The sequence below is a fragment of the Paenibacillus sp. J22P15 genome (assembly GCF_056269345.1).
Genome location: NZ_JBWDNT010000006.1, coordinates 224203 through 243292, shown reverse-complemented (window position 1 = coordinate 243292; position 19090 = coordinate 224203). Strand labels below are relative to the sequence as shown.

18 protein-coding genes and 1 pseudogene are annotated in these 19090 nt (G+C 45.2%); 11 read left to right on the top strand and 8 right to left on the bottom strand.

The window, feature by feature from the left end; translation table 11 throughout:
- Window positions 1-410 precede the first annotated feature (410 nt).
- Window positions 411-968, bottom strand: a complete 558-nt coding sequence (locus AC0YN6_RS16005; protein WP_475748039.1) for an SMI1/KNR4 family protein — start codon at window positions 966-968, stop codon at window positions 411-413.
- 465 nt (window positions 969-1433) lie between these two features.
- Between AC0YN6_RS16005 and AC0YN6_RS16000 the strand changes: the two genes are divergently transcribed.
- Window positions 1434-1607 carry a hypothetical protein gene (locus AC0YN6_RS16000; protein WP_475748037.1) on the top strand — a complete coding sequence of 58 codons (174 nt, stop codon included), beginning with the start codon at window positions 1434-1436 and terminating at the stop codon, window positions 1605-1607.
- A gap of 108 nt (window positions 1608-1715) precedes the next feature.
- Here AC0YN6_RS16000 and AC0YN6_RS15995 read toward each other — a convergent pair whose 3' ends face one another.
- The 3 genes and pseudogenes from AC0YN6_RS15995 to AC0YN6_RS15985 form a co-directional block, all read right to left on the bottom strand.
- Window positions 1716-2261 (bottom strand): chromate transporter, encoded by a 546-nt coding sequence (locus AC0YN6_RS15995; protein ID WP_475748036.1) that lies wholly within the window; start codon window positions 2259-2261, stop codon window positions 1716-1718.
- Entirely contained in the window at window positions 2248-2886 is a 639-nt protein-coding gene (locus tag AC0YN6_RS15990; RefSeq protein ID WP_475748035.1) for a chromate transporter, read from the bottom strand. The genes AC0YN6_RS15995 and AC0YN6_RS15990 overlap by 14 nt, the downstream gene beginning before the upstream one ends.
- Window positions 2887-3361, bottom strand: a pseudogene (locus tag AC0YN6_RS15985) (Lrp/AsnC family transcriptional regulator).
- 252 nt (window positions 3362-3613) lie between these two features.
- Here AC0YN6_RS15985 and AC0YN6_RS15980 point away from each other — a divergent pair.
- A complete protein-coding gene (locus tag AC0YN6_RS15980) occupies window positions 3614-4312 on the top strand; it encodes a pirin family protein (RefSeq protein WP_475748033.1) in 699 nt (232 codons plus the stop codon).
- Window positions 4313-4399: 87 nt separating this feature from the next.
- Window positions 4400-4726 (top strand): hypothetical protein, encoded by a 327-nt coding sequence (locus AC0YN6_RS15975; protein WP_475748032.1) that lies wholly within the window; start codon window positions 4400-4402, stop codon window positions 4724-4726.
- Between the two features lie 485 nt (window positions 4727-5211).
- Here the strand turns inward: AC0YN6_RS15975 and AC0YN6_RS15970 are convergent, their stop codons facing one another.
- Entirely contained in the window at window positions 5212-5343 is a 132-nt protein-coding gene (locus AC0YN6_RS15970; RefSeq protein WP_475748030.1) for a DUF4023 family protein, read from the bottom strand.
- A gap of 213 nt (window positions 5344-5556) precedes the next feature.
- Between AC0YN6_RS15970 and AC0YN6_RS15965 the strand changes: the two genes are divergently transcribed.
- Complete coding sequence (locus AC0YN6_RS15965; RefSeq protein WP_475748029.1) at window positions 5557-6006, top strand: DUF2269 family protein; 450 nt, start codon at window positions 5557-5559, stop codon at window positions 6004-6006.
- A gap of 358 nt (window positions 6007-6364) precedes the next feature.
- Window positions 6365-6595: a cold-shock protein gene (locus AC0YN6_RS15960; protein ID WP_053373644.1), complete on the top strand. Its 231-nt coding sequence runs from the start codon at window positions 6365-6367 to the stop codon at window positions 6593-6595.
- Window positions 6596-6691: 96 nt separating this feature from the next.
- Here AC0YN6_RS15960 and AC0YN6_RS15955 read toward each other — a convergent pair whose 3' ends face one another.
- Both AC0YN6_RS15955 and AC0YN6_RS15950 read right to left on the bottom strand, forming a co-directional pair.
- A complete protein-coding gene (locus AC0YN6_RS15955; RefSeq protein WP_475748028.1) occupies window positions 6692-8317 on the bottom strand; it encodes a response regulator transcription factor in 1626 nt (541 codons plus the stop codon).
- Window positions 8314-10242, bottom strand: a complete 1929-nt coding sequence (locus AC0YN6_RS15950; protein WP_475748026.1) for a sensor histidine kinase — start codon at window positions 10240-10242, stop codon at window positions 8314-8316. Before AC0YN6_RS15950 ends, AC0YN6_RS15955 begins: the two co-directional genes overlap by 4 nt.
- 114 nt (window positions 10243-10356) lie before the next feature.
- Between AC0YN6_RS15950 and AC0YN6_RS15945 the strand changes: the two genes are divergently transcribed.
- The 6 genes from AC0YN6_RS15945 to AC0YN6_RS15920 all read left to right on the top strand — a co-directional run bounded on the left by AC0YN6_RS15945 (window position 10357) and on the right by AC0YN6_RS15920 (window position 18444).
- Window positions 10357-11244: a carbohydrate ABC transporter permease gene (locus AC0YN6_RS15945; RefSeq protein WP_475748025.1), complete on the top strand. Its 888-nt coding sequence runs from the start codon at window positions 10357-10359 to the stop codon at window positions 11242-11244.
- Entirely contained in the window at window positions 11244-12077 is an 834-nt protein-coding gene (locus tag AC0YN6_RS15940; RefSeq protein WP_475748023.1) for a carbohydrate ABC transporter permease, read from the top strand. The genes AC0YN6_RS15945 and AC0YN6_RS15940 overlap by 1 nt, the downstream gene beginning before the upstream one ends.
- Window positions 12078-12223: 146 nt before the next feature.
- Window positions 12224-13537, top strand: coding sequence for an ABC transporter substrate-binding protein (locus AC0YN6_RS15935; protein ID WP_475748022.1), 1314 nt, complete (start codon window positions 12224-12226; stop codon window positions 13535-13537).
- Between the two features lie 195 nt (window positions 13538-13732).
- The gene (locus AC0YN6_RS15930) at window positions 13733-14815 is read left to right on the top strand and encodes a PP2C family protein-serine/threonine phosphatase (protein WP_475748021.1); all 1083 of its coding nucleotides are present in this window, start codon (window positions 13733-13735) and stop codon (window positions 14813-14815) included.
- A 67-nt stretch (window positions 14816-14882) separates the two neighbouring features.
- Window positions 14883-15269, top strand: a complete 387-nt coding sequence (locus AC0YN6_RS15925) for a hypothetical protein (protein ID WP_475748020.1) — start codon at window positions 14883-14885, stop codon at window positions 15267-15269.
- An 877-nt stretch (window positions 15270-16146) separates the two neighbouring features.
- Window positions 16147-18444 carry an ATP-dependent DNA helicase gene (locus tag AC0YN6_RS15920; protein WP_475748116.1) on the top strand — a complete coding sequence of 766 codons (2298 nt, stop codon included), beginning with the start codon at window positions 16147-16149 and terminating at the stop codon, window positions 18442-18444.
- On the opposite strand, the gene AC0YN6_RS15915 is transcribed toward AC0YN6_RS15920, so the two are convergent.
- Window positions 18445-18927, bottom strand: coding sequence for an HPP family protein (locus AC0YN6_RS15915; protein ID WP_475748019.1), 483 nt, complete (start codon window positions 18925-18927; stop codon window positions 18445-18447). It lies immediately after the preceding gene.
- Between the last annotated feature and the right edge of the window lie 163 nt (window positions 18928-19090).

Sequence of the window (19090 nt, the reverse complement as noted above, 5' to 3'; positions counted from 1 at the left end):
ACTTAGTCGATCAGCTTCAAATAATCAATTTGGTTACCCTTGAACGCCATGCGGAAGAAAACCTCAATGCGCCAACGTTTTCCATAGACTTCAAGGGCTTGACGATGGACATCATGCCTGTTGCTAATGATCAAAAGTTAATCGGCTGTCACTTGGATCAGTATCATCCCCAATACGCCTAAAAAACCAAGAATCCGATTTTTTATCGCATATATCCAACCGCAGCTACCGCTATTCGAATCGTTAGGTCCGAAAAAGGTAAATATAAATTCAAATATGGAAAGCCGAACTCGACGACTCTGGTAAGAATAATTAATATGATTACGTACGCTCAGACAAATATAAGTACGAACAAAAGAGCCCTGAATTTCTTCGAGGGCTCTTTAAGTGAAGTTCTTTTAGGTACTATTTCAAATATTATACTGGTTATAGAACTCCCAAAGCCAATATTCACTGCCTTGACAAACAATTAGTCTGTCAAACCACACAGTAAAGCTAGAATTTATTGGAATAGCTTCCTCGATAAACTCAATTGCATTTAGGAAATATAAATAAGGCATTTTATTTTCTTTATATCGTTGAGTATCTAAAAAAATACTACCAGCAGTACCGTCATCTGTCCATATAATAGGTAAGCAATGTGGTGGGAAAACATTTACCTCTCTATATATAGTATCGATTTCTTGAATACTAAGCACCCTTAATCCACCACCGTAATATGAATGAGTGAATAAGGTCGCCCCATTATGCAGTTGCATAAAATCCCTGTAATCATCGGGAATTGCCCAATTTCTACTACTGAAAAATTCGGATATTACCTCTTCACTTAAAGGATCATTCCATTTGCAAACTCTTTCATGTTTAAATCCAGAAGAAAGAATAACGGGCATCTCTTTATTTGGAAAACTAGCAATATACTCTTTTAATGATGCAACTAAGTCATTAATATTTAAACTGCTCTCGGTCATAACTCACCTCTGGAATTAATATTGTCTCCACCAATCATTCATCACATTGTGGCTTAGTATCCCTTTACCACCATTATAACCCGTTCTATATACTGGAATTAAATTACTGATATTATTTGATCCACCATAATCTATTAGTTTCATATGATGTACATGTATTTCGTTCCAAGTGAAATTTATATTAAATTGAAATTAAATAATAAAAAGTCCTAAAAAAGTTAGGACTACAGAAAGTATATTGATTGGTATAAGTTTAAAAGTAACAATTTTTTACAATAACACGTAGAGGGATTGCTAGAGCAGGAAGGGAACACAATCTTGGCAGAAGTTAATCAGTTGGAAGAAGAACAAGTAAGGCTAACGAAAAACATTCTTTTAGCGAATGCGTAACTTGGGTTATTTTACAAAAAAATAAATACTGCAGAAGATGAGTAAACTTTACTACAGAATTAAAGGAGGCAAATCGTGAGCCATAAAATATGGATGGGTATCGGAGCGGCATTAAGTTTATTTTACGGATACGATTTGATCAAGCAATGGATAGACACCCAAGCTATATCGTATTTTCGTCTGCTTCTCTTTTTTGGTTGCCTTTTGCTTGTTTTTACTCAGTGGACTGAAATGAAAAAGAATGCTTAGAAAGATTAGCTCTAGCAGAGTATTGATGTTCGCGTTATCGAGTAAACTTAAGGAATAATTGCGAACCGAAGTAAACATTTTCTACTCGGGTTCGCCCTAGTAGTTATTTTACAATACATTCAAATGAGGAATAACGAGTCCACCGTATGCGAATGCAATCACAATCACAATAGCAGGATGAATTTTGCGGAACTGCATCGCCCAGAAAGCGACCGCTGCAATAATGAGTGATTGAATCATACCAATGGATTCGATAGAGCTTTCAGCCATTTGCCAGGTAAGAAGCAGCATCATAATGGCGATCACGGGCTGTACAAGCAGCGTCATTCCTTTGACTACAGGTGATTGTCGATGCTTTTGCAGTACCTTGAGCAATAGAATAAGTGCGACAGCAGATGGAACAATCGTTGCGGCTAAAGCGACGATCATTCCGATCCAGCCGCCAACATCGTAGCCGACAAAAGCAGCAATTTTCGTTGCGATTGGGCCAGGGAGCGCATTGCCGAGTGCAAGTATGTTCGAAAATTCTACGGGTGTTGTCCACTGATTATTCATCACAATCTCTCGGTACATGAGCGGAATAGAGGCAGGACCGCCGCCGTAGCCTAGGACATTGGCAATGAAGAAGCCGATAACAAGATTAATCCATTCCACGAGTTACACCCTCCTTCTGCTGTGCATGGTGCAGCTGCTTCTGTTGTTTTCTTCGCTGAAGGGCAGCCGCCGTTCTGAGATGAAAAGCACCATAGCCGAGAAATAAAAGAATAACGACAGCGGGGTGAATATGAATGCCCTGCAGCAATCCGAATGCTAAAGCAAAAAAACCAATGCCGACGTATTTGCCAAGTCCTTTGACGGCCCTTTCTCCAAATTCATAGGCCATCATCCCAAGCATTACGGCGATGACAGGCGTTACAGCGCCGATCATCCCTTGTATGAATGCGGCGCTGCTAAGGAACTGCACAGTCGTTAACAGCAGAATCATTGCAATACCGGAAGGGATAATATGCGCGAGAACAGATACGATTGCGCCGAGTGTTCCCTTTTCGCGATAGCCTAGATAAGCTGCAATTTTTGTTGCGATGGGTCCCGGCAGTGCATTCGCAAGGGCGAGAATTTCTCCGAATTCTTCATCGTCTATCCATTTGTAATTTGTAACCGCCTCGTAACGAATAAGCGGGATGACGGAAGGACCGCCGCCGAAGCCGATAATACCCGTCTTCATCATCGCCCACGACAGCTGCATGTAGCGGTTACTCGTTATTTTTCCAGCCATCATTTACAGCCTCATTCCCATACGACTCTTATAACGATTAATTAACACCTGACAATCTACGCTCGTAATACCGGGTAATGTGTACAGCTTATCCTTGAGAAAATGCTCCATTTCTTGATTGTTGCGAAATAAGCCGTGCATATGCAATTTGCTCGGTCCGGTCATATGGTAGAGGCTTGTGACAAACGGCTCTGTCGATAGCTGATCGGCAACGGCATTCAGGTGCTTAGGCTACGTTGAAAAAAGCAGACACATTAATACCGATACGCTCCGGGTTAATGACAGCCGTGAAGCGCTCGATTACTCCGCCATCCATTAATGCATTGATTCGGGATTGAACCGCTACGCGTGATAGCCCGATTGCTTTCGCTAAGTCAGTGTAGGAAATTCTTCCATTAATATTGAGTTCAGCTATGATTTTACGATCAATATCGTCAATTTCTATTGCTAATGTTTCATTAGACGTTTTGGTGTGCACTTGTTTATCAGCTCCAATTTCATTTGGTGATATTACAAGATGTCTTGTAATATCTATTTTTGGTTACCATATGTATAAATATAAGCGGATAACCATTCGTTTTCAATGAAATAACGAATAATGAGTTACATTTTGTTGCTTATCCTTTTGCGGGCCGCTGCCGAATCCGGTTCGTGAATAAGGCTTGCTAGGAGGGAAGAAAACTGCTATAAATAAGTAAGTAAATAAAAAGTTGTTTGGAGGAGAGAGTGGATGATCGAAGTATTTCCCGCGGGAGAGCGGCATTCGGCAGATATCGGATGGCTGCGCAGCCAGCCTAGCTTCTCATTCGGTGCCTATTATGATCCGAATCGAACAGGTTTTAGTGTAATGCGTGTGTGTAATGACGATTATTTGGCGCCGGGAAAAGGTTTTGGTGCTCATCCTCACAGTGACATGGAGATCGTTTCTATTGTACTAAGTGGTCAAATTAGACATGAGGATAATATGGGCAACTCGGTTGTTACCTCGTTTGGCGAAGTGCAGCGTATGTCGGCAGGTACGGGTGTCATTCATACAGAATTCAATGCTTCGGAGGAAGATGAGCTTCGTTTGCTGCAGCTGTGGTTTATGCCGAAGGAGCGGGGCATGAAACCGTCTTATGAAGCAAGTCGGTTCGATGTAGACAAGCTGCATAATGCGTTGCTGCCAGTTGTTTCTGATAAGGCAATAGATCAAACGGCTTCAATCCATCAAGATATGACGATCTATTTGAGCAAGCTTGAGCAAGGAAAGCAGCTTGCCTATGCAGTGGAGACGGATCGCAAGCAATTCATATTTATTATTGAAGGTGAACTACAGGTGCATGGCGAAACGCTGACGGCTGGCGATACGGCACAAATTCAAGCAGCGGAAGAGCTTACACTTGCTGCTGTATCATCGACATTTTTTATGCTAATCGATTTGCCGTAGGCTTTCGAAGTAAGTTTGCATTCGCAAACTTTAGGCATACGCTTTCGAAGTAAGTTTGCATTCGCAAACTTTTAGGAGGGTTTAGAGATGAAACGGACGTTTCTTGTGAAGCATGCGGTGGGCGGTCGGATGTTTATTGATTCGAATAAAGAGGAAGTTCCCTATACGCTCGTTCCAGAGGGAGAGGGCTGGCGGTTCACGGTGAATGTGCCTTGGAGCAAGATGATTGAGGAAATTGTTAAGCATAAGGAAGAGCTGAATGTGTTTGTATTTCAGGAGTTTGATGATCAACCGACGCTAAAAACGTGGTATTATGTCAAAGATGGTCCAGTTGAATATGACGCTGACAAAAACAGCCTAACGATAGTTGCGGATTCGCATGTTGCCTATTATCCGCATGAGTATTCCGTTTGAAAAGGAAGCAAACACGCTTTAGAACTTATACGCGGTATCAATGAAACCAGTCTTACACGTCTGTCATGCGTGGGACTGGTTTTTTGTCTATCCTCCGTTCATCTATATACGTACGTTGTATAAAGTACAATAGAAACCTGACATGAGAGTCGGATTGAAGACCTACGCTGCAGAACTGCAATAGAATCAACCTCCATAGCTAGTAAAAAGGCCAGTTGGGAGCGATTATAGTGTATAAACTGCAATGTAGCAAAGGGGCAGCAGCTGGTGAGAGGATTCTATTGCACTAAGTACAGTAGAATATTGAGCGACAGCGTAGATTGGCGAAGATTGGAGTAACATGCTCCTAGTTTGTTCTCGCCTCGCCGCAAACAAGCTGCTGCCACCTAATTGGGGCAGCAGCTGTCTAATTGCGATGCTCATTTTTTTAGCGGAGTAAGCATAGCTTCTAAATAAGATACTTATGCCCAGCGTGCTCAATCAGATTATTTATTGGTGCTGTGCTGTTTAGTGGACAGTCTCTCTGCAGGGTTGCCGTTACCATTTCGTCTCTTGTTAAGCTCGGCTTTGTGCTGAGTAGCTTGAACCTTTTTAACAAATTCACTTGTGCTTTCCAATGTGGTTTTCCTCCTCGTGTTTTGGCAATGTATGCTGCTGCTTTATTAGAATATCCCAAAAAAATAAAAACTGGCGTTTGAGTCGCTTTTTTCAAAAAAAATGAATTGATCGCAGCGCTGATCCGCCTTCTGATACCGTTAAATACGACAAGAACAGATTCATTTTCGAACAACAAGGTTGAAATATGAACCTACTTGAGAGGAATGATTGATGTGTTGTACACGAGTGTCTTATTTATCCATGTTGTAGCAGCGGTAATGGGTCTGGGAGCGGCGTTTGGTTTTCCGGTTTTGGTAAGAATGGCTAAGACGGCTACACAGGCAAGGTATACATTAAAGTTATTGAAAAGATTGGAGATTTTGCCCAAGGTGGGCAGCATAGGCTTACTGCTAACCGGACTTATTATGGGTATTTTGGAAACCTCATTGTTCTCGGAGCCGTGGTTTATAGCTTCAATCGCCATTTATTTATTTACTCAAATTTTTGTGATCGGCTTACTGCCGAGAAATATGAAAGCACAAGAGGCCATATTGGAAAACCACAAGGGAGAAGAGCTTCCAGCTGAATACACGGCAATAACCAAGCAATCTGCAAAAATTGAAGGCTTAACACATGTCTTTGCATTTCTGCTCATCTTGCTGATGGTGTATCAGCCCTTTTGATAAGGCTTTAAATATATAGATCTTTTGATCATACGAGTGGAGCGGGGAATTTTATGTTTAGAGTCATTGCGAGGGCGTAGATTATGACGGTAGGCTGGTGCAACGTGTTCGCCATGCATGAGAATTTGCTGTATTTTGAGCCGATTGAGCAGCTGTTTGCGTATTACGTTAATTCTCCCAAAAAAAGGCGCTTAATTATTGGCTGATATTTGCCTTTATTGGACGAAATATGGTACAATGAAATCAATTGCAAGTTTGAAGCAAATATTCACAATACACTGCTGTTTATAAATGATGACTGCCCCTTACTCATAAGTTCGAGGCAGTTTTTCCTTTTTTAGCGCGAAGGGGGCTGACCATGTACAATCGTAAAAAACCGCTTGAAGAAATTCCGGAAGAAAACACGAAAGTATGGACATGCGAGACGGAAGGGTGCAACAGTTGGATGCGAGATAATTTTGCGTTTGATCACGTTCCTACTTGTTTAATCTGCCATGAACCAATGGTCAGTGGCGAGAAAATGCTGCCTGCGCTCAATAACTCCAATAGTGACATGAAGACGCTCAAGAAGGGTACACCGATCATGTAGGTGTCCTTCGAGGCGGAGAGAAGCTGAATTTTGTTCGGACGGCTAATGCCAACTGAACGAAATTCAGCTTTTTTTTCGGTTAAAGAAGCTGCCCCGCTAACTATCCCCGCTGTAATGTTGCTTCCTATAATCGTTGGGAGAGCAGTTTGTACGCTTCTTAAAGACACGGCTAAAATATTTCTCATCCTGGTAACCGACGAGCTCAGCAACCTGCGAAATTTTTAATTGGCCGTTCGCCAGTAGCTCCTTCGCTCGCTTAATCCGAACATCTGCAATGAAGTCAGACAGATTGCCATTCGTCTCTTGCTTGAATTTGCGCGAAATGTATTCTCTGCTCAAATAAAAACGCTCGGATATATCCTGTAGTGTAATGTCTTCTTGCGGATGCTGTTCAATATAAGCTGCAATGTCTTCTATGACACTCCGTTCCTTATCACGCTCGGTTATTCGCATGGAAACGTCGCAGGTTTCCATAAATACAGCTTGTTTCCACTGTTCATAATCAAAAAAACCGTTTGCATCCAGTGATAGAAGTGCCTGCTCCGCAGCGAAATCTGGTTTACCGCCGCTGCTGCTATTTTTTTCACTCTTGTATTCCCAAATGGACTTGGAAAGCTCGAATTGCTGTCTCCAAAGCGTCAGCTGTTCCAGCGAGAGGTATCCCTCTTGATCAAGCATATCGAACCACGGTTTTAAAGCGCGGCGAATTTGTTCTTTATTACCGCTCTGTACCGCGAACCGTATTCTCTCCTCATGTTCATTAAAGAGCATCAGCATGTTTTTGTGGCTCGACACCGCTGCATCGAACGTATGACAATAAGTCGTGTTAACGAGTAAATTGCGGCGTAAGAATGCATGCTTCGCTTGCTGATAAGCGGTGGCTGCCGATACAGGAAAAGTCTCGGAATGCCCGAGACCAAAGTGGAATCGCGTCTTGAGTGTCATAAATATCGCATCATTTATTTGCGCAATCAGCTCTGGCGCCTGCTCTCCCTCTCCCCAGAATAGAAGCAAAAGCTCGGACTCCTGTCCTCTATGGCGAAGGGCGAACCCGACTTCTTGGACCTTCAGAAACTCATTACATATATTCGTCAGGGAGAACAGCAGCAAATCGAGCCCAGAAGCAAACTTCTCTTTGAGGAAAGGAGAGGCTAGTTCAAGCTGGAATAGAGCTATTCGTGCACGAGTAATGGGCTTCGTAATGCCTAACTCTTTGCGGATCGTATCTTCAAAGCTTGCATAAGTGCCCGGCTCTTTAATCAACGTTGCAAAATATTGCTCTAGATAAATCGGCTTCAGCTGATTAAGCTCCATATTTATGCTGCGCTTACGAATTCGCTCCTGCTCCTCCGTTGCAAAACTGCTTACTGCTTTCGTCAAAGCGCTAACGAGCTGCTCTGCATCAATCGGTTTCAGAATATAATCGACCCCGCCGTACTTCACGGCATGGCGGACAAGGGTAAAGTCGTCATGCCCGCTAATGACAATGATTTTACTAGCCGGCGCATGCTCGGAGGCCCATTGCAGCAGCTGTGTACCATCCATATTAGGCATCATCATATCGGTAAAAATAATTTCTGGACGTTCCGCAGAAATGAGTGAAGTAGCTGTCATGCCGTCCTGTGCTTCGAGCAGCGTATCAATTCCGAATTCACGCCATGGGACAAGCAAGCGAATGGCTTCTCTTACATGCTTCTCATCATCGACAATTAAAGCCTTCATGCGTCATTCTCCTTTGCCAGCGGAATATGAATCGTTACAGAAAAACCGTGCGGCTGCACACGGCGCAGCTCCATCGCGGCAGTTGGATCGAAATGCAGACGCAGACGAGAAAGCACATTATGAAGACCGATGCCGCCCTCATCCTGCTCATTTTGCTGTGCAGCTCCGAGTACAGGAACCTCGCCCAGCCGCAGAAGCACCTCCTGCAGCTGCTCCTCAGTTAAGCCGGAGCCGTTATCTCGAACCTCGATAGAGAGCCATTCGCTCTTCTCATCCAAGCGGCTGCTAATAATAAGCTCCGATGGCTCCTCAGAAGATTGCACAAATCCGTGCTTGAAAAAGTTTTCGAGAAGCGGCTGCAAAATCATTTTTGGTACAAGAATATGCCTAGTCTGCTCGTCAATCAGAAGCTCAACATGCAGAGCGGTGTCAAAGCGCTGCTTTTGGAGATCGAGATAGGCCTGAACATAATCGAGTTCTCTGCGCAGCTCTACTGCGGCATCCATCGTGTTCATCTGATAGCGCATCATTTTGCCGAGAGACGTAATGAGTGAATACGCCTTTGTGTCACCGTGTTGAAGTGAGACAGTACCGATCGATTGCAGCGCGTTATACAGAAAATGTGGATTGACCTGTGCCTGCAGCGCTTTCAGCTCATTGGTCTTATTCGCGATCTCCAGCCGATATTCGGTCAGAATCAAGTTGTTAATCGTCTGCATCATCGAGCGGAATCGCCTTGCGAGCAGGCCAATTTCGTCATTGCTGTAAATATCGATCGACACATTCAAGTTGCCCGTTTCAATCTTGTTCACGTAACCGATCAGGCGCAAAAGCGGCTTTGTAAACCGAATGGAGATGAATAATGTAGCTAAAACCACCACACCCAGAAAAGCCATTCCGACCGCCATATTGATGCGTGCAATTCGATCGGCAGCGCTAAAGAGATGTTTGTAAGGCGTTTGTTTAATTAAATACCAATCCATATAAGGAGTCTTAATCCGATCATAAAAAATCATCCCGTCGAAGGCTTCCGCCTTCCAATCAATATGACCGCTGTTTTGCCCGGAGCTCGTAATCGCCCCGAACCAGCTTTCATTAGCCGTCATTCCAATTTCAGTCTCGTTCGAGGACAGCACGATTTGACCATCAGCGTCTGCAATATAGAAGCTCTCCTGCCCGCTGTCATAGAGCTGGCGGTTTAAATCCTCCAGTACATTCAGCTTGACATCGATGGATAGCTCAGCAAGCAGAACGTCGCTCGGAGCGAGAAAGATCGGACGGTGGAGCGTAAATACCATTTCCTCGCTGGCTGACGATTTGAGATCGACGAGTCCGTAATTATGGCTCATATGCGTAGGCTCAATGTATGCTTTCTTAAACGTTTGTGAGATAGGGACGTTGTTTCGACCAACCTTTATGTCGTCATTCCATAATAAATAGGTTGCGTTTTGGTTGACCGCGTAAAGCCTCACTTTATGAAATTCGCTGACGCTTTGATAAATGTTGTACAGATGATCCTTCAGCAGGTTGCGATTGCGGATGACATCGGTAATATCGTTCGGAAATACCTCGTCCTCCATGCTGTGCTCCAAAATATAATAGAGGGAGCGCGGCACATTCATCGCGTTATAGACAGCGAGAGACTTCTGGTTAATGTTGTTCATGTAGTTCATAATGTTGGTTTTGCCAAGCGAAAGCAATCGATTGTTTTTGGCAATGGCGTCTTCAGTAATGGATTTGGTTGTCGCATTATAGGAGATGATCATAGAGGTAGCAATTGGCAAAATTGTAGCTGCAAGAAGCAGGAACATGAGCTTTTTTCGAATTGTATTAAATGGCTTAATTGCATTCATAACAACGATCGCCCACTTTCGGTTCAAGTCACTCTTGCATACACAGTAACCGATCATACTGCGGATGGTCAATATAGTCCACCTATCTCATCATCATTCTCTGTGGTTTGACGGGGTCCTCGGTTTTATACTGTGATTATTAACCGATACTATCCGTCATAAGGAACGAGAAGGGGGACGAGAATCATGTCCAAAAAAATAAAATGGAACGAATGGGTGCAGCAAACGGTTTTTGTCGGCCCGGGACTAATAGCATTTATACTCATTGTGCTTGCGCCATTTGTGATGGGTTTTTACTACACGTTTACGGAATGGAACGGCCTTGATCTAGGCAACGCCAAATGGGTTGGAATGAAAAATATTGTAAAAATCTTCACTGACGATGAGCGTTTCTGGAACGCCTTCTGGTTCACAACAAAATTTACGGTTGCCGCGGTCCTTGTCACTAATCTGCTGGCATTTCTGTTATCTCTGCTGCTGACGCGAAATTTGAAGAGCCGTAATATTTTGCGGACCGTGTTTTTCCTGCCGAACGTAATTGGGGGACTACTGCTCGGTTACATCTGGTATTTCATTTTTGTAAGGGGATTTCGAGCTATCGGTGAAGCAACAGGGATCGGATTTTTTAATCTTCAGTGGCTTGGTACACCGGATACTGCTTTTTGGGGAATCGTAATTGTATTCGTATGGCAAACGGCCGGGTATATGATGATTATATACATCGCAGCCATGATCAGCGTGCCGAAGGATTTAATCGAGGCTGCCAAAATCGACGGGGCAGGAGCGTGGCAGATGCTGCGTTCGGTAACCGTGCCGCTTATTATGCCAGCCATTACGATCTGCTTGTTCCTTACTACATCAAACTCGTTCAAAATGTTCGATCTTAACTTGTCGCTGACCGCTGGCGGTCCTGGCAATGCAACGGAATCCATCGCGCTAAACGTTTACCGCGAGGGTCTTGTCAACAATCGTTATGGTCTTGGAACAGCGAAAGCGATGATTTTCTTCTTCGGCGTAGCTTTAATTACAGTTACGCAGGTATGGTTCACGAAGAAGAAGGAGGTGGAGGCATAATGGAAAAAGGGCAGCGCTACACTCCCCTCATTCTACTGCTGGAGCTCATAGGTATTGCGGCCGCGCTCATCTTCTTGGCGCCGTTCTACTTTTTGATCGTCAACTCATTTAAAGAGCTCAAATATATATTGCTCAACGCCGCTTCGCTGCCGGAGAAGCTGGGGCTCGATAACTTTAAGCGGGCTTGGGTCGCTATTGATTTCCCGACAGTGTTTCTTAATTCGTTCATGATTACTTCAATAAGCGTGCTCATGCTTGTGGTGATCAGCTCGATGATGGCATACCGCTTGGTTCGACGTCCAACTACTTTTAATAAATTACTGTTGACTGTGCTTATTGCGGCGATGATCATCCCATTCCAATCGGTTATGCTCCCACTGATGCGAATTACGTCTATGTTTGAGCTGCGAGGACATTTGTATGGTATCGTCATTTGTTATATGGGCTTCGGCATTTCGTTATCGATGTTTTTATATCACGGCTTCATTAAGTCGGTTCCACTTGAAGTCGAAGAGGCGGCGGTTGTAGACGGTTGTTCACCTTACGGCGTATTCTGGCGAATCGTATTCCCGCTGCTGAAGCCAATTACCGTTACCGTCATTATTTTGAATGTGCTGTGGATATGGAATGATTACCTGCTGCCGGTGCTCGTCATTAACGATAAACTAACGACGATACCGCTTGCGGTGCAAAAGTTTTTTGGTCAATATTTACGCAAGTGGGATCTGGCTATGGCAGCACTCACGCTGAGTACGATTCCGATTGTCTTGTTTTTTTTATTTTTGCAAAAGCACATTATTGAAGGAATTACAGCTGGTTCTGTGAAAGGTTAAGTATAAAAAATTCAAGTATGGAAGTTATCAACATTTTACACCTACAAGTACAATATATTCGGTGTTGTGCCACATTGTTGCACAATTATAATGACGTTGTAGCGAACAAAAACAAAATGATAGATAAATTTGCGGGAGGTCATAAGATGAAAAAAATGTCCTTGCTCATGTTAACTGCTGTTATGCTCATCGTTCTTGCAAGCGGTTGTGGAAGCAACAACAATAAAGGGGCTGCTACGAATGCTCCAAAGGAAACGAACGAGACGGGTAAGACGGACCCTACAGAGGCACCAAAGAAAGACGTCACCATTAAAGTGTTTCAATTTAAAGTAGAGATTGCTGATGCCCTTGCCAAAATGGCAGCAGAGTACGAGAAAGAAACGGGAGTTAAAGTAGATATTGAGACGCATGGCGGCGGAGAAGATTACAGCGCATTGCTGAAAGCGGAGCTGGCTGCCGGCGAAGAGCCTGAGATCTTCAACTCCAGCGGCTGGGCAGGTTTCGAACCTTATGTGGATCGTGCGAGTGATTTGACTGGCGAAGCTTGGGCGAAGGATTTGGTAGAAGCATCGAAAGCGCAAATAACACGTGACGGCAAGCTGCTTGGCATGCCGATGAACCTTGAAGCTTATGGCTTCACGTACAATAAGGATCTATTTGCAAAAGCAGGCATCACAGAGCTTCCGCAAACGTTGGATGAACTTGAAGCTGCTGCTAAGAAGCTTAAGGACGCAGGCATCATTCCATTCGCACTTACTTCCGAGTGGTGGTCGATGGGCATTCATACGCTAAATATCGCATTCGCTAATCAAGCTGATCCTGCGGCATTTATCGAGGATGTGAAAGCAGGCAAAGTGAAGCTGAAAGATGATCCGATCATGAAGCAATGGATTCGCCTTGTGGACATTATGTTTGCGAACGGCCAAGACAACGCAATGACAACGGATTACAATACGCAGGTAGCTGAGTTCGCAGCAGGCAAATATGCGATGATTCAACACGGCAACTGGATTCAAGGTATGATTGACGAGATTGATCCAGCGCTTAACCTTGGCATGATGGCTGTACCTCTTCAAGGCAAGCCTAACGTATTTACCGGCGTACCGAACAACTGGATCGTCAACAGCAAATCCGACCAAGTGGAGGAAGCGAAAGCGTTCTTGAACTGGATGGTTACATCGGAAACAGGCAAAAAATTTATCTCAACTGACTTCAAATTTGTACCGGCATTGTCCTCTATCGAGCCGAATCCAGAAGCAGTAGGCAAAATCGGCGGCGACTTCGCGACCTTCGCGAATGCTAATCCTGAGCAAGTGAAAAGCTGGAACTGGGATCGTTTCCCTGACGGCATTACACAGCAATGGGGTGCAGCAATGCAAGAATACCTCGGCAAGCAAATTACTAGCGATCAGCTGCTTGAGAAATTCGATAAAGCGGTACAGGACATTGTGAAGAAATAAGACGTTGATTCTGTTGTTGTAAAAAAGAAGGCAGTCCTTAAGGTTATTCACCTTAGGGGCTGCCTTCTTTAGACTATACGAGGTCTCTATCCATAGCCTCAGCATCCGTATTAACGATGGATTCGGCATAAATCGCTGCCAAAGCAAATAAAAATGTAGATGATGAGCGACAGGCTGAGGCGAGGCGGGGATAGGATGATGAGAAAATGGATAAGCAGATGTACGGCTTGTGTGTTATTGCTGCTAGTAGCGGCGTATGTCGGAGTAGAGGTTATTCCCGATGTGCAGCTAGATAAGATATGGACCAAGCAGCAAGGCGAGTATATTGAAACGGTACTCATCGTCGGGATGATCGGCTTTGGAGCATTATTGATCGTATTAAGTGTATATGGTTTGCCAGATAACGACAAACGAAAGAGTGATCGCGGGGATAAAGAGCCCCCTTCCATCGAGCAGATTATAGGGGCTGCGAAAGAGGAAGGCGAATCGAACGATGCTAACCAAAGTACTGACACTGCAATGAGAGTCATCACCGGTCATGCGCAGCATATTGGTGAGCGCGAGGAGCAGCAGGATGCTTATGCTTTCTCACCGCTAGAGGATTTGGAAGCGATTAACCGGCACGGCGTGCTTGCCGTGCTTGCTGATGGAATGGGCGGATACGATATGGGGAAGGAGGCTGGACAGCTTGCGGTTCAAGTGATGCTGGGCGAATATACGAGGAAATCAGCAGAGGATTCCATACCGCGTGCTTTGGAACAGTCGCTGCATCTTGCTAACAAAGCGGTATATGAACTGGCACTGATCAACGGGCTGGAATGGAGTGTGGGAACGACGCTTATTTCCGCGGTGGTTCATCAAGGGCAGCTGTACTGGATATCGGCGGGCGACAGCCGAATTTATTTGTACCGAGGCGGCGCATTGATCCCGTTGACGCGGGATCATGTATATGCGAATCGCTTGAATGAGCAGGTATTGGCGGGCATGCTCACACAGGAAGAAGCGGATTCGCATCCGGAACGTCATTTATTGACCAGCTATTTGGGGATACCTCGTATAACCGAAATCAATGCTAACCACATCCCTCTGCCCCTTGTGACTGGCGATTTGGTAATACTTTGCAGCGATGGGCTCTATGACGATTTATCGGAGAAGCTGCTGGAGGAAGCGTCGTGTCTATACCCTCCACTCGCCGCATCGTTTATTTTGCAGCATGTCCTCGCTCAGCAGAGGCCTTATCAGGATAATGCAACCATATCGATAATAGCTTGCGTTTAGCTTTTTTGGTTAGAAACACCCAGATTGTGGGTACTATAGGGTAGATAGGATGAAGGAGGTTTTTGACATGAATAACGTTGATGATCACGATAGGCGGCATGCTGACAGTTTAGTGACAGAAAAGGATATTGATCCTGGTTTTGGTTTATTTGCTGATGATGCGCGCGAGGATGCAGTCCCTTATGCGGCGGAGCAGCTGGAGAAGCAGTACCCGCATGAGAATGCGCATGTACATGAATCTCATCTTCCTGCTGCGTTTGATTCCCGGATTGGTCTGGACGATGAGGTTGATACGGCAGAGGAAATCTCCGAGGAGCTGGCCGCTGTTCCCGATGCGGATGTAATTGCGAAGGATAGTCCAATTGATCCCGCATCTCCCGGAGAGGAATTTCATGGAACTGACTTATTGAACGGCGTCGGAAACCACCCGGAGGATGAGACGGAAGAGCTCTAATCGATCCGCATAAAAAAGCAAAATGGCAGGGGCTGTCCCAAAAGGGGTAAACTTTTTAAGTTAATTACGATTGAGTCGCCTTGAACAACTGATCCATGATATATTCGATGTACATAAGAAACCTCTCTTTATTTAGAAATGGTTGATGGTACTTCCATTCTAACTAGGGCAGGTTTCTTTTGCTTTTAAAATTTACAAGGTTCAACCAAACGGAGCAGGTCGAATGATTCTGGAGAAGCGCCAGCGGTCGCCTTTGTTCGCGGATTCCTACCTCGGCCAATTCATTCCAGGAATCCGCGAACAACAGCGATCGGAAGAACATTCGACTTCGTAGTGAATTTGGGAACCACATTTGTTCTGAATAGAAAGGTGCTATCCCATCGTCATCTTTGATGACTTTTGGGACAACCCCATTTCCCTTTAAACGACCAATTCTACACCAATAGATCTAGAAACTAGATCTATTATGCTGCCCATTCCGCCAATGCGCCTCTAAAGCGCCGGATTATCAGTAATAGGTCTAGAAACTAGACCTATTTCCCTGAAAACGCTCAATTCTACGCAAATAGATCTAGAAACTAGATCTATTACGCTGCCCATTCCGCCAATGCGCCTCTAAAGCGCCGGATTATCGGAAATAGGTCTAGAAACTAGACCTATTTCCCTGAAAACGACCAATTCTAAACAAATAGATCCAGAAACTAGATCTATCATGCTGCCTATTCTGCCAATGCGCCTCTAAAGAGCCGGATTATCAGTTATCTCCACTTTAGGGACATCTATTTTTTTGACGAGTATATGTACGGTTAGGTGGGGGCTTGTGATACAATTGAAGAACAAATGTTCTTTATGGGAGCGGTAGAAAGAATATATGTTAATGAATGATACGGTCACGATATCGGTGAGGAACTTAGTCGAATACGTATTTTTGAGCGGTAGCATCGACGTAAGACTAAATACAATCGATACGATGCATGAGGGTACGAAAGCGCATCAGAGAGTGCAGCTTACGTATGGGGAACAGGACCTCAAGGAGGTCTATGTAAAAGCGGACATCCAGATAGATGATCTGCTTTTTGTCGTGGATGGACGCTGTGACGGATTGCTTGGAACAGAGCCGATGCTGACCGTAGATGAAATCAAGTCGACAGGCGGCGACTTAGATCGGATAACGGAGGACGGTTATCCAGTCCACTGGGCGCAAGCGCTGTTCTATGCCTATATGTATGCCAAAGAGCATGAGCAGGCGGCGATGCGCGTGCAGCTTACCTATGTGCAGACGCAAACGGAAGAGGAGCGGCGGTTTGCACGGGATGTTACCTTCGCAGAGCTGGAGCAATATGTGCATGAGATTACAGCGCGATATGCACCTTATGTGCAGCAGCTTCGCAAGCATGAGAGGCTTAGGAATGAGAGCATCGGCGGACTCGCCTTTCCGTTTGAGACGTACCGAGCGGGACAGCGCAAGCTGGCAGGAGCAGTCTACAAATCGATAGACGAAGGCGTTCGTTTATTCGCGAAAGCGCCGACTGGCATAGGCAAGACGATATCTACTACTTATCCGGCTATCAAAGCTATGGGAGCAGGCATGCTTCAACGTTTTTATTATTTGACGGCACGCACGACTACGAGAGCGGCGGCTGAGGATGCTCTACTATTTATGCAAAAGAAAGGGCTGCACCTTCATGCCGTCACGATAACGGCTAAGGATAAAATATGCTTTCAAGAGGAAGTTCGCTGCGAGAAGGAGCACTGCCCCTATGCAGACGGCTACTATGATCGGATCAATGGAGCGGTGCTTGATATATTGGAGCAGGAGACGGTCATGACGCGGCCTGTCATTGAAGCCTATGCTCATAAGCACAAGGTATGCCCGTTCGAGTTTTCGCTTGATTTGGCCTATGCTGCGGATGCAGTTGTGTGTGATTACAATTATATTTTTGACCCGCGTATTTCGTTTAAGCGTCAGTATGCAGAGATGAAGAAGCGAACGGCATTGCTTGTTGATGAGGCGCATAACCTCGTCGACCGAGCGAGGGAGATGTTCTCGGCGGAGCTTACGAAGGCTCCATTCCTAGCGCTGCAGCGTGAATTGAAAGGTGTGCACAACGAGGGCTATCGCACAGCCAAAGCCATCAATGATTATTTTATCGCGCTCCGCAAAAGCAGTGACGGCGCGCCGCATCTCATACAGCGGCAGCTGCCGGAGGAGCTGGTGGTACTGGCAGATGCATTCGCTTCGGCTGCCGAACAAGCGCTGGCACTCGGGGTCAGCGGGAGCGGAGCACTTCTGGATTCTTATTTTGCAGCGCAAAATTTTGTTCGGACAGCTAAGCTGTTTGATGAGCGTTATGTCGTGTATATTGAGCTCTCGAAGAGTGATGTTCGACTTAAGCTGTTTTGTCTTGATCCGTCGCAATTGCTTCAACAGATCGGCAAAGGCTATCGCTCGCATATTTATTTCTCTGCGACCCTCTCGCCGGTCTCGTATTATATGGACATGCTTGGAGCGGGAGAAGATGATTACACGCTCGCGGTGCCGTCGCCTTTCTCGAAGGAACAGCTTGATGTGGTGGTAAAGCCACTTTCAACAAGATACCATGACCGTGATGAGTCAAAGCTGCCGATAGCGAAGCTCATCATGGAGCTGATGACAGAGCGTCCGGGCAATTACTTTGTGTTTTTTCCTTCCTATGCCTATATGAACGCGGTCTATGAGACCTATATGGAGCTTAGAGAGTGGTCCACACCTATAGGTACAGCCTCGGATGCAGAAGTACTGCTGCAAAGGCCCGATATGGCAGAAGAGGAACGGGATCGTTTTCTTGATACGTTTCAGGCGGGCAGTGAAAAGTCCTTGATTGGCTTCGCGGTAATGGGCGGCGTGTTCTCAGAGGGCGTTGATTTGGCGGGAGACCGGTTGGTAGGGGTGATCGTTGTTGGCGTAGGATTACCGCAGCTCGGGGTAGAGCGGAACATGTTGAAGGATTATTTTAACGAGCAGGGTAAGAGCGGTTATGATTATGCGTACGTTTTTCCGGGAATGAACAAGGTATTGCAAGCTGGCGGACGTTTAATCCGCTCAGAAACCGATCGCGGGACACTGGTGCTCATAGACGATCGGTATTTGCAGCCCCAATATCAACGGCTTCTGCCGGAAGAGTGGAAGACATAATTAATTGACGGATTCGGATTCTGTTTTGGTCGTTCTATTGAAAAATAACGGCAGCGATTCGAGTCGTCTCTCGACGTAAGCGGCAGCCGATAAGGTCAGCAGTAAGCCAAGGAGCGAACCGCATACGGACAAGGGAATAACCCAAAATTGCGTCGGTTGGGTGAAAAAAGGTATAAGCGCAACGGCTAGAATGGGAGGCGCATTCCATTTAAATTGATTGATGCAAAAAATGACGATGAGCAAGGTGAGAAGCAGCGATAATACCCCTGGATTCAAATAGTTTAGTATCGAGCCGATAAGTGAGGAACAGACGGCGCCAAGAGCGATTTTGCGAAGTTGTGAGTTCTCGAATGGGCGTGATATGAAGAGCAAGCTGAAAGCGCCCAAAGTAGGGAAGAACAAGGAATGCATATACGGAATATGTAACGAAATCCAGTAAATCATGATGATATATAAGCAGATTGCATAAGTTCTAATACGCATGCTGTGAGCTCGCCTTCTTTCCAAGTGGATTGCAACGGTTAACTTTACGCAGCATGTTATATTTTACTCTTACCATTCTTGTACCGTCAATCGCTAATATTTATCAATTCGAATGACAGCGTTCACTCTGTTGCAGTGAGACATTAAAATAAGCCCAACCATA

Bases quoted from the DNA above. Each gene is read 5' to 3' on its own strand.
- AC0YN6_RS16005 (WP_475748039.1), bottom strand. From the start codon at position 968: ATGACCGAGAGCAGTTTAAATATTAATGACTTAGTTGCATCATTAAAA.
- AC0YN6_RS15990 (WP_475748035.1), bottom strand. From the start codon at position 2,886: ATGATGGCTGGAAAAATAACGAGTAACCGCTACATGCAGCTGTCGTGG.
- AC0YN6_RS15980 (WP_475748033.1), top strand. From the start codon at position 3,614: ATGATCGAAGTATTTCCCGCGGGAGAGCGGCATTCGGCAGATATCGGA.
- AC0YN6_RS15975 (WP_475748032.1), top strand. From the start codon at position 4,400: ATGAAACGGACGTTTCTTGTGAAGCATGCGGTGGGCGGTCGGATGTTT.
- AC0YN6_RS15960 (WP_053373644.1), top strand. From the start codon at position 6,365: ATGTACAATCGTAAAAAACCGCTTGAAGAAATTCCGGAAGAAAACACG.
- AC0YN6_RS15955 (WP_475748028.1), bottom strand. From the start codon at position 8,317: ATGAAGGCTTTAATTGTCGATGATGAGAAGCATGTAAGAGAAGCCATT.
- AC0YN6_RS15945 (WP_475748025.1), top strand. From the start codon at position 10,357: ATGTCCAAAAAAATAAAATGGAACGAATGGGTGCAGCAAACGGTTTTT.
- AC0YN6_RS15940 (WP_475748023.1), top strand. From the start codon at position 11,244: ATGGAAAAAGGGCAGCGCTACACTCCCCTCATTCTACTGCTGGAGCTC.
- AC0YN6_RS15935 (WP_475748022.1), top strand. From the start codon at position 12,224: ATGAAAAAAATGTCCTTGCTCATGTTAACTGCTGTTATGCTCATCGTT.
- AC0YN6_RS15930 (WP_475748021.1), top strand. From the start codon at position 13,733: ATGATGAGAAAATGGATAAGCAGATGTACGGCTTGTGTGTTATTGCTG.
- AC0YN6_RS15925 (WP_475748020.1), top strand. From the start codon at position 14,883: ATGAATAACGTTGATGATCACGATAGGCGGCATGCTGACAGTTTAGTG.
- AC0YN6_RS15920 (WP_475748116.1), top strand. From the start codon at position 16,147: ATGAATGATACGGTCACGATATCGGTGAGGAACTTAGTCGAATACGTA.
- AC0YN6_RS15915 (WP_475748019.1), bottom strand. From the start codon at position 18,927: ATGCGTATTAGAACTTATGCAATCTGCTTATATATCATCATGATTTAC.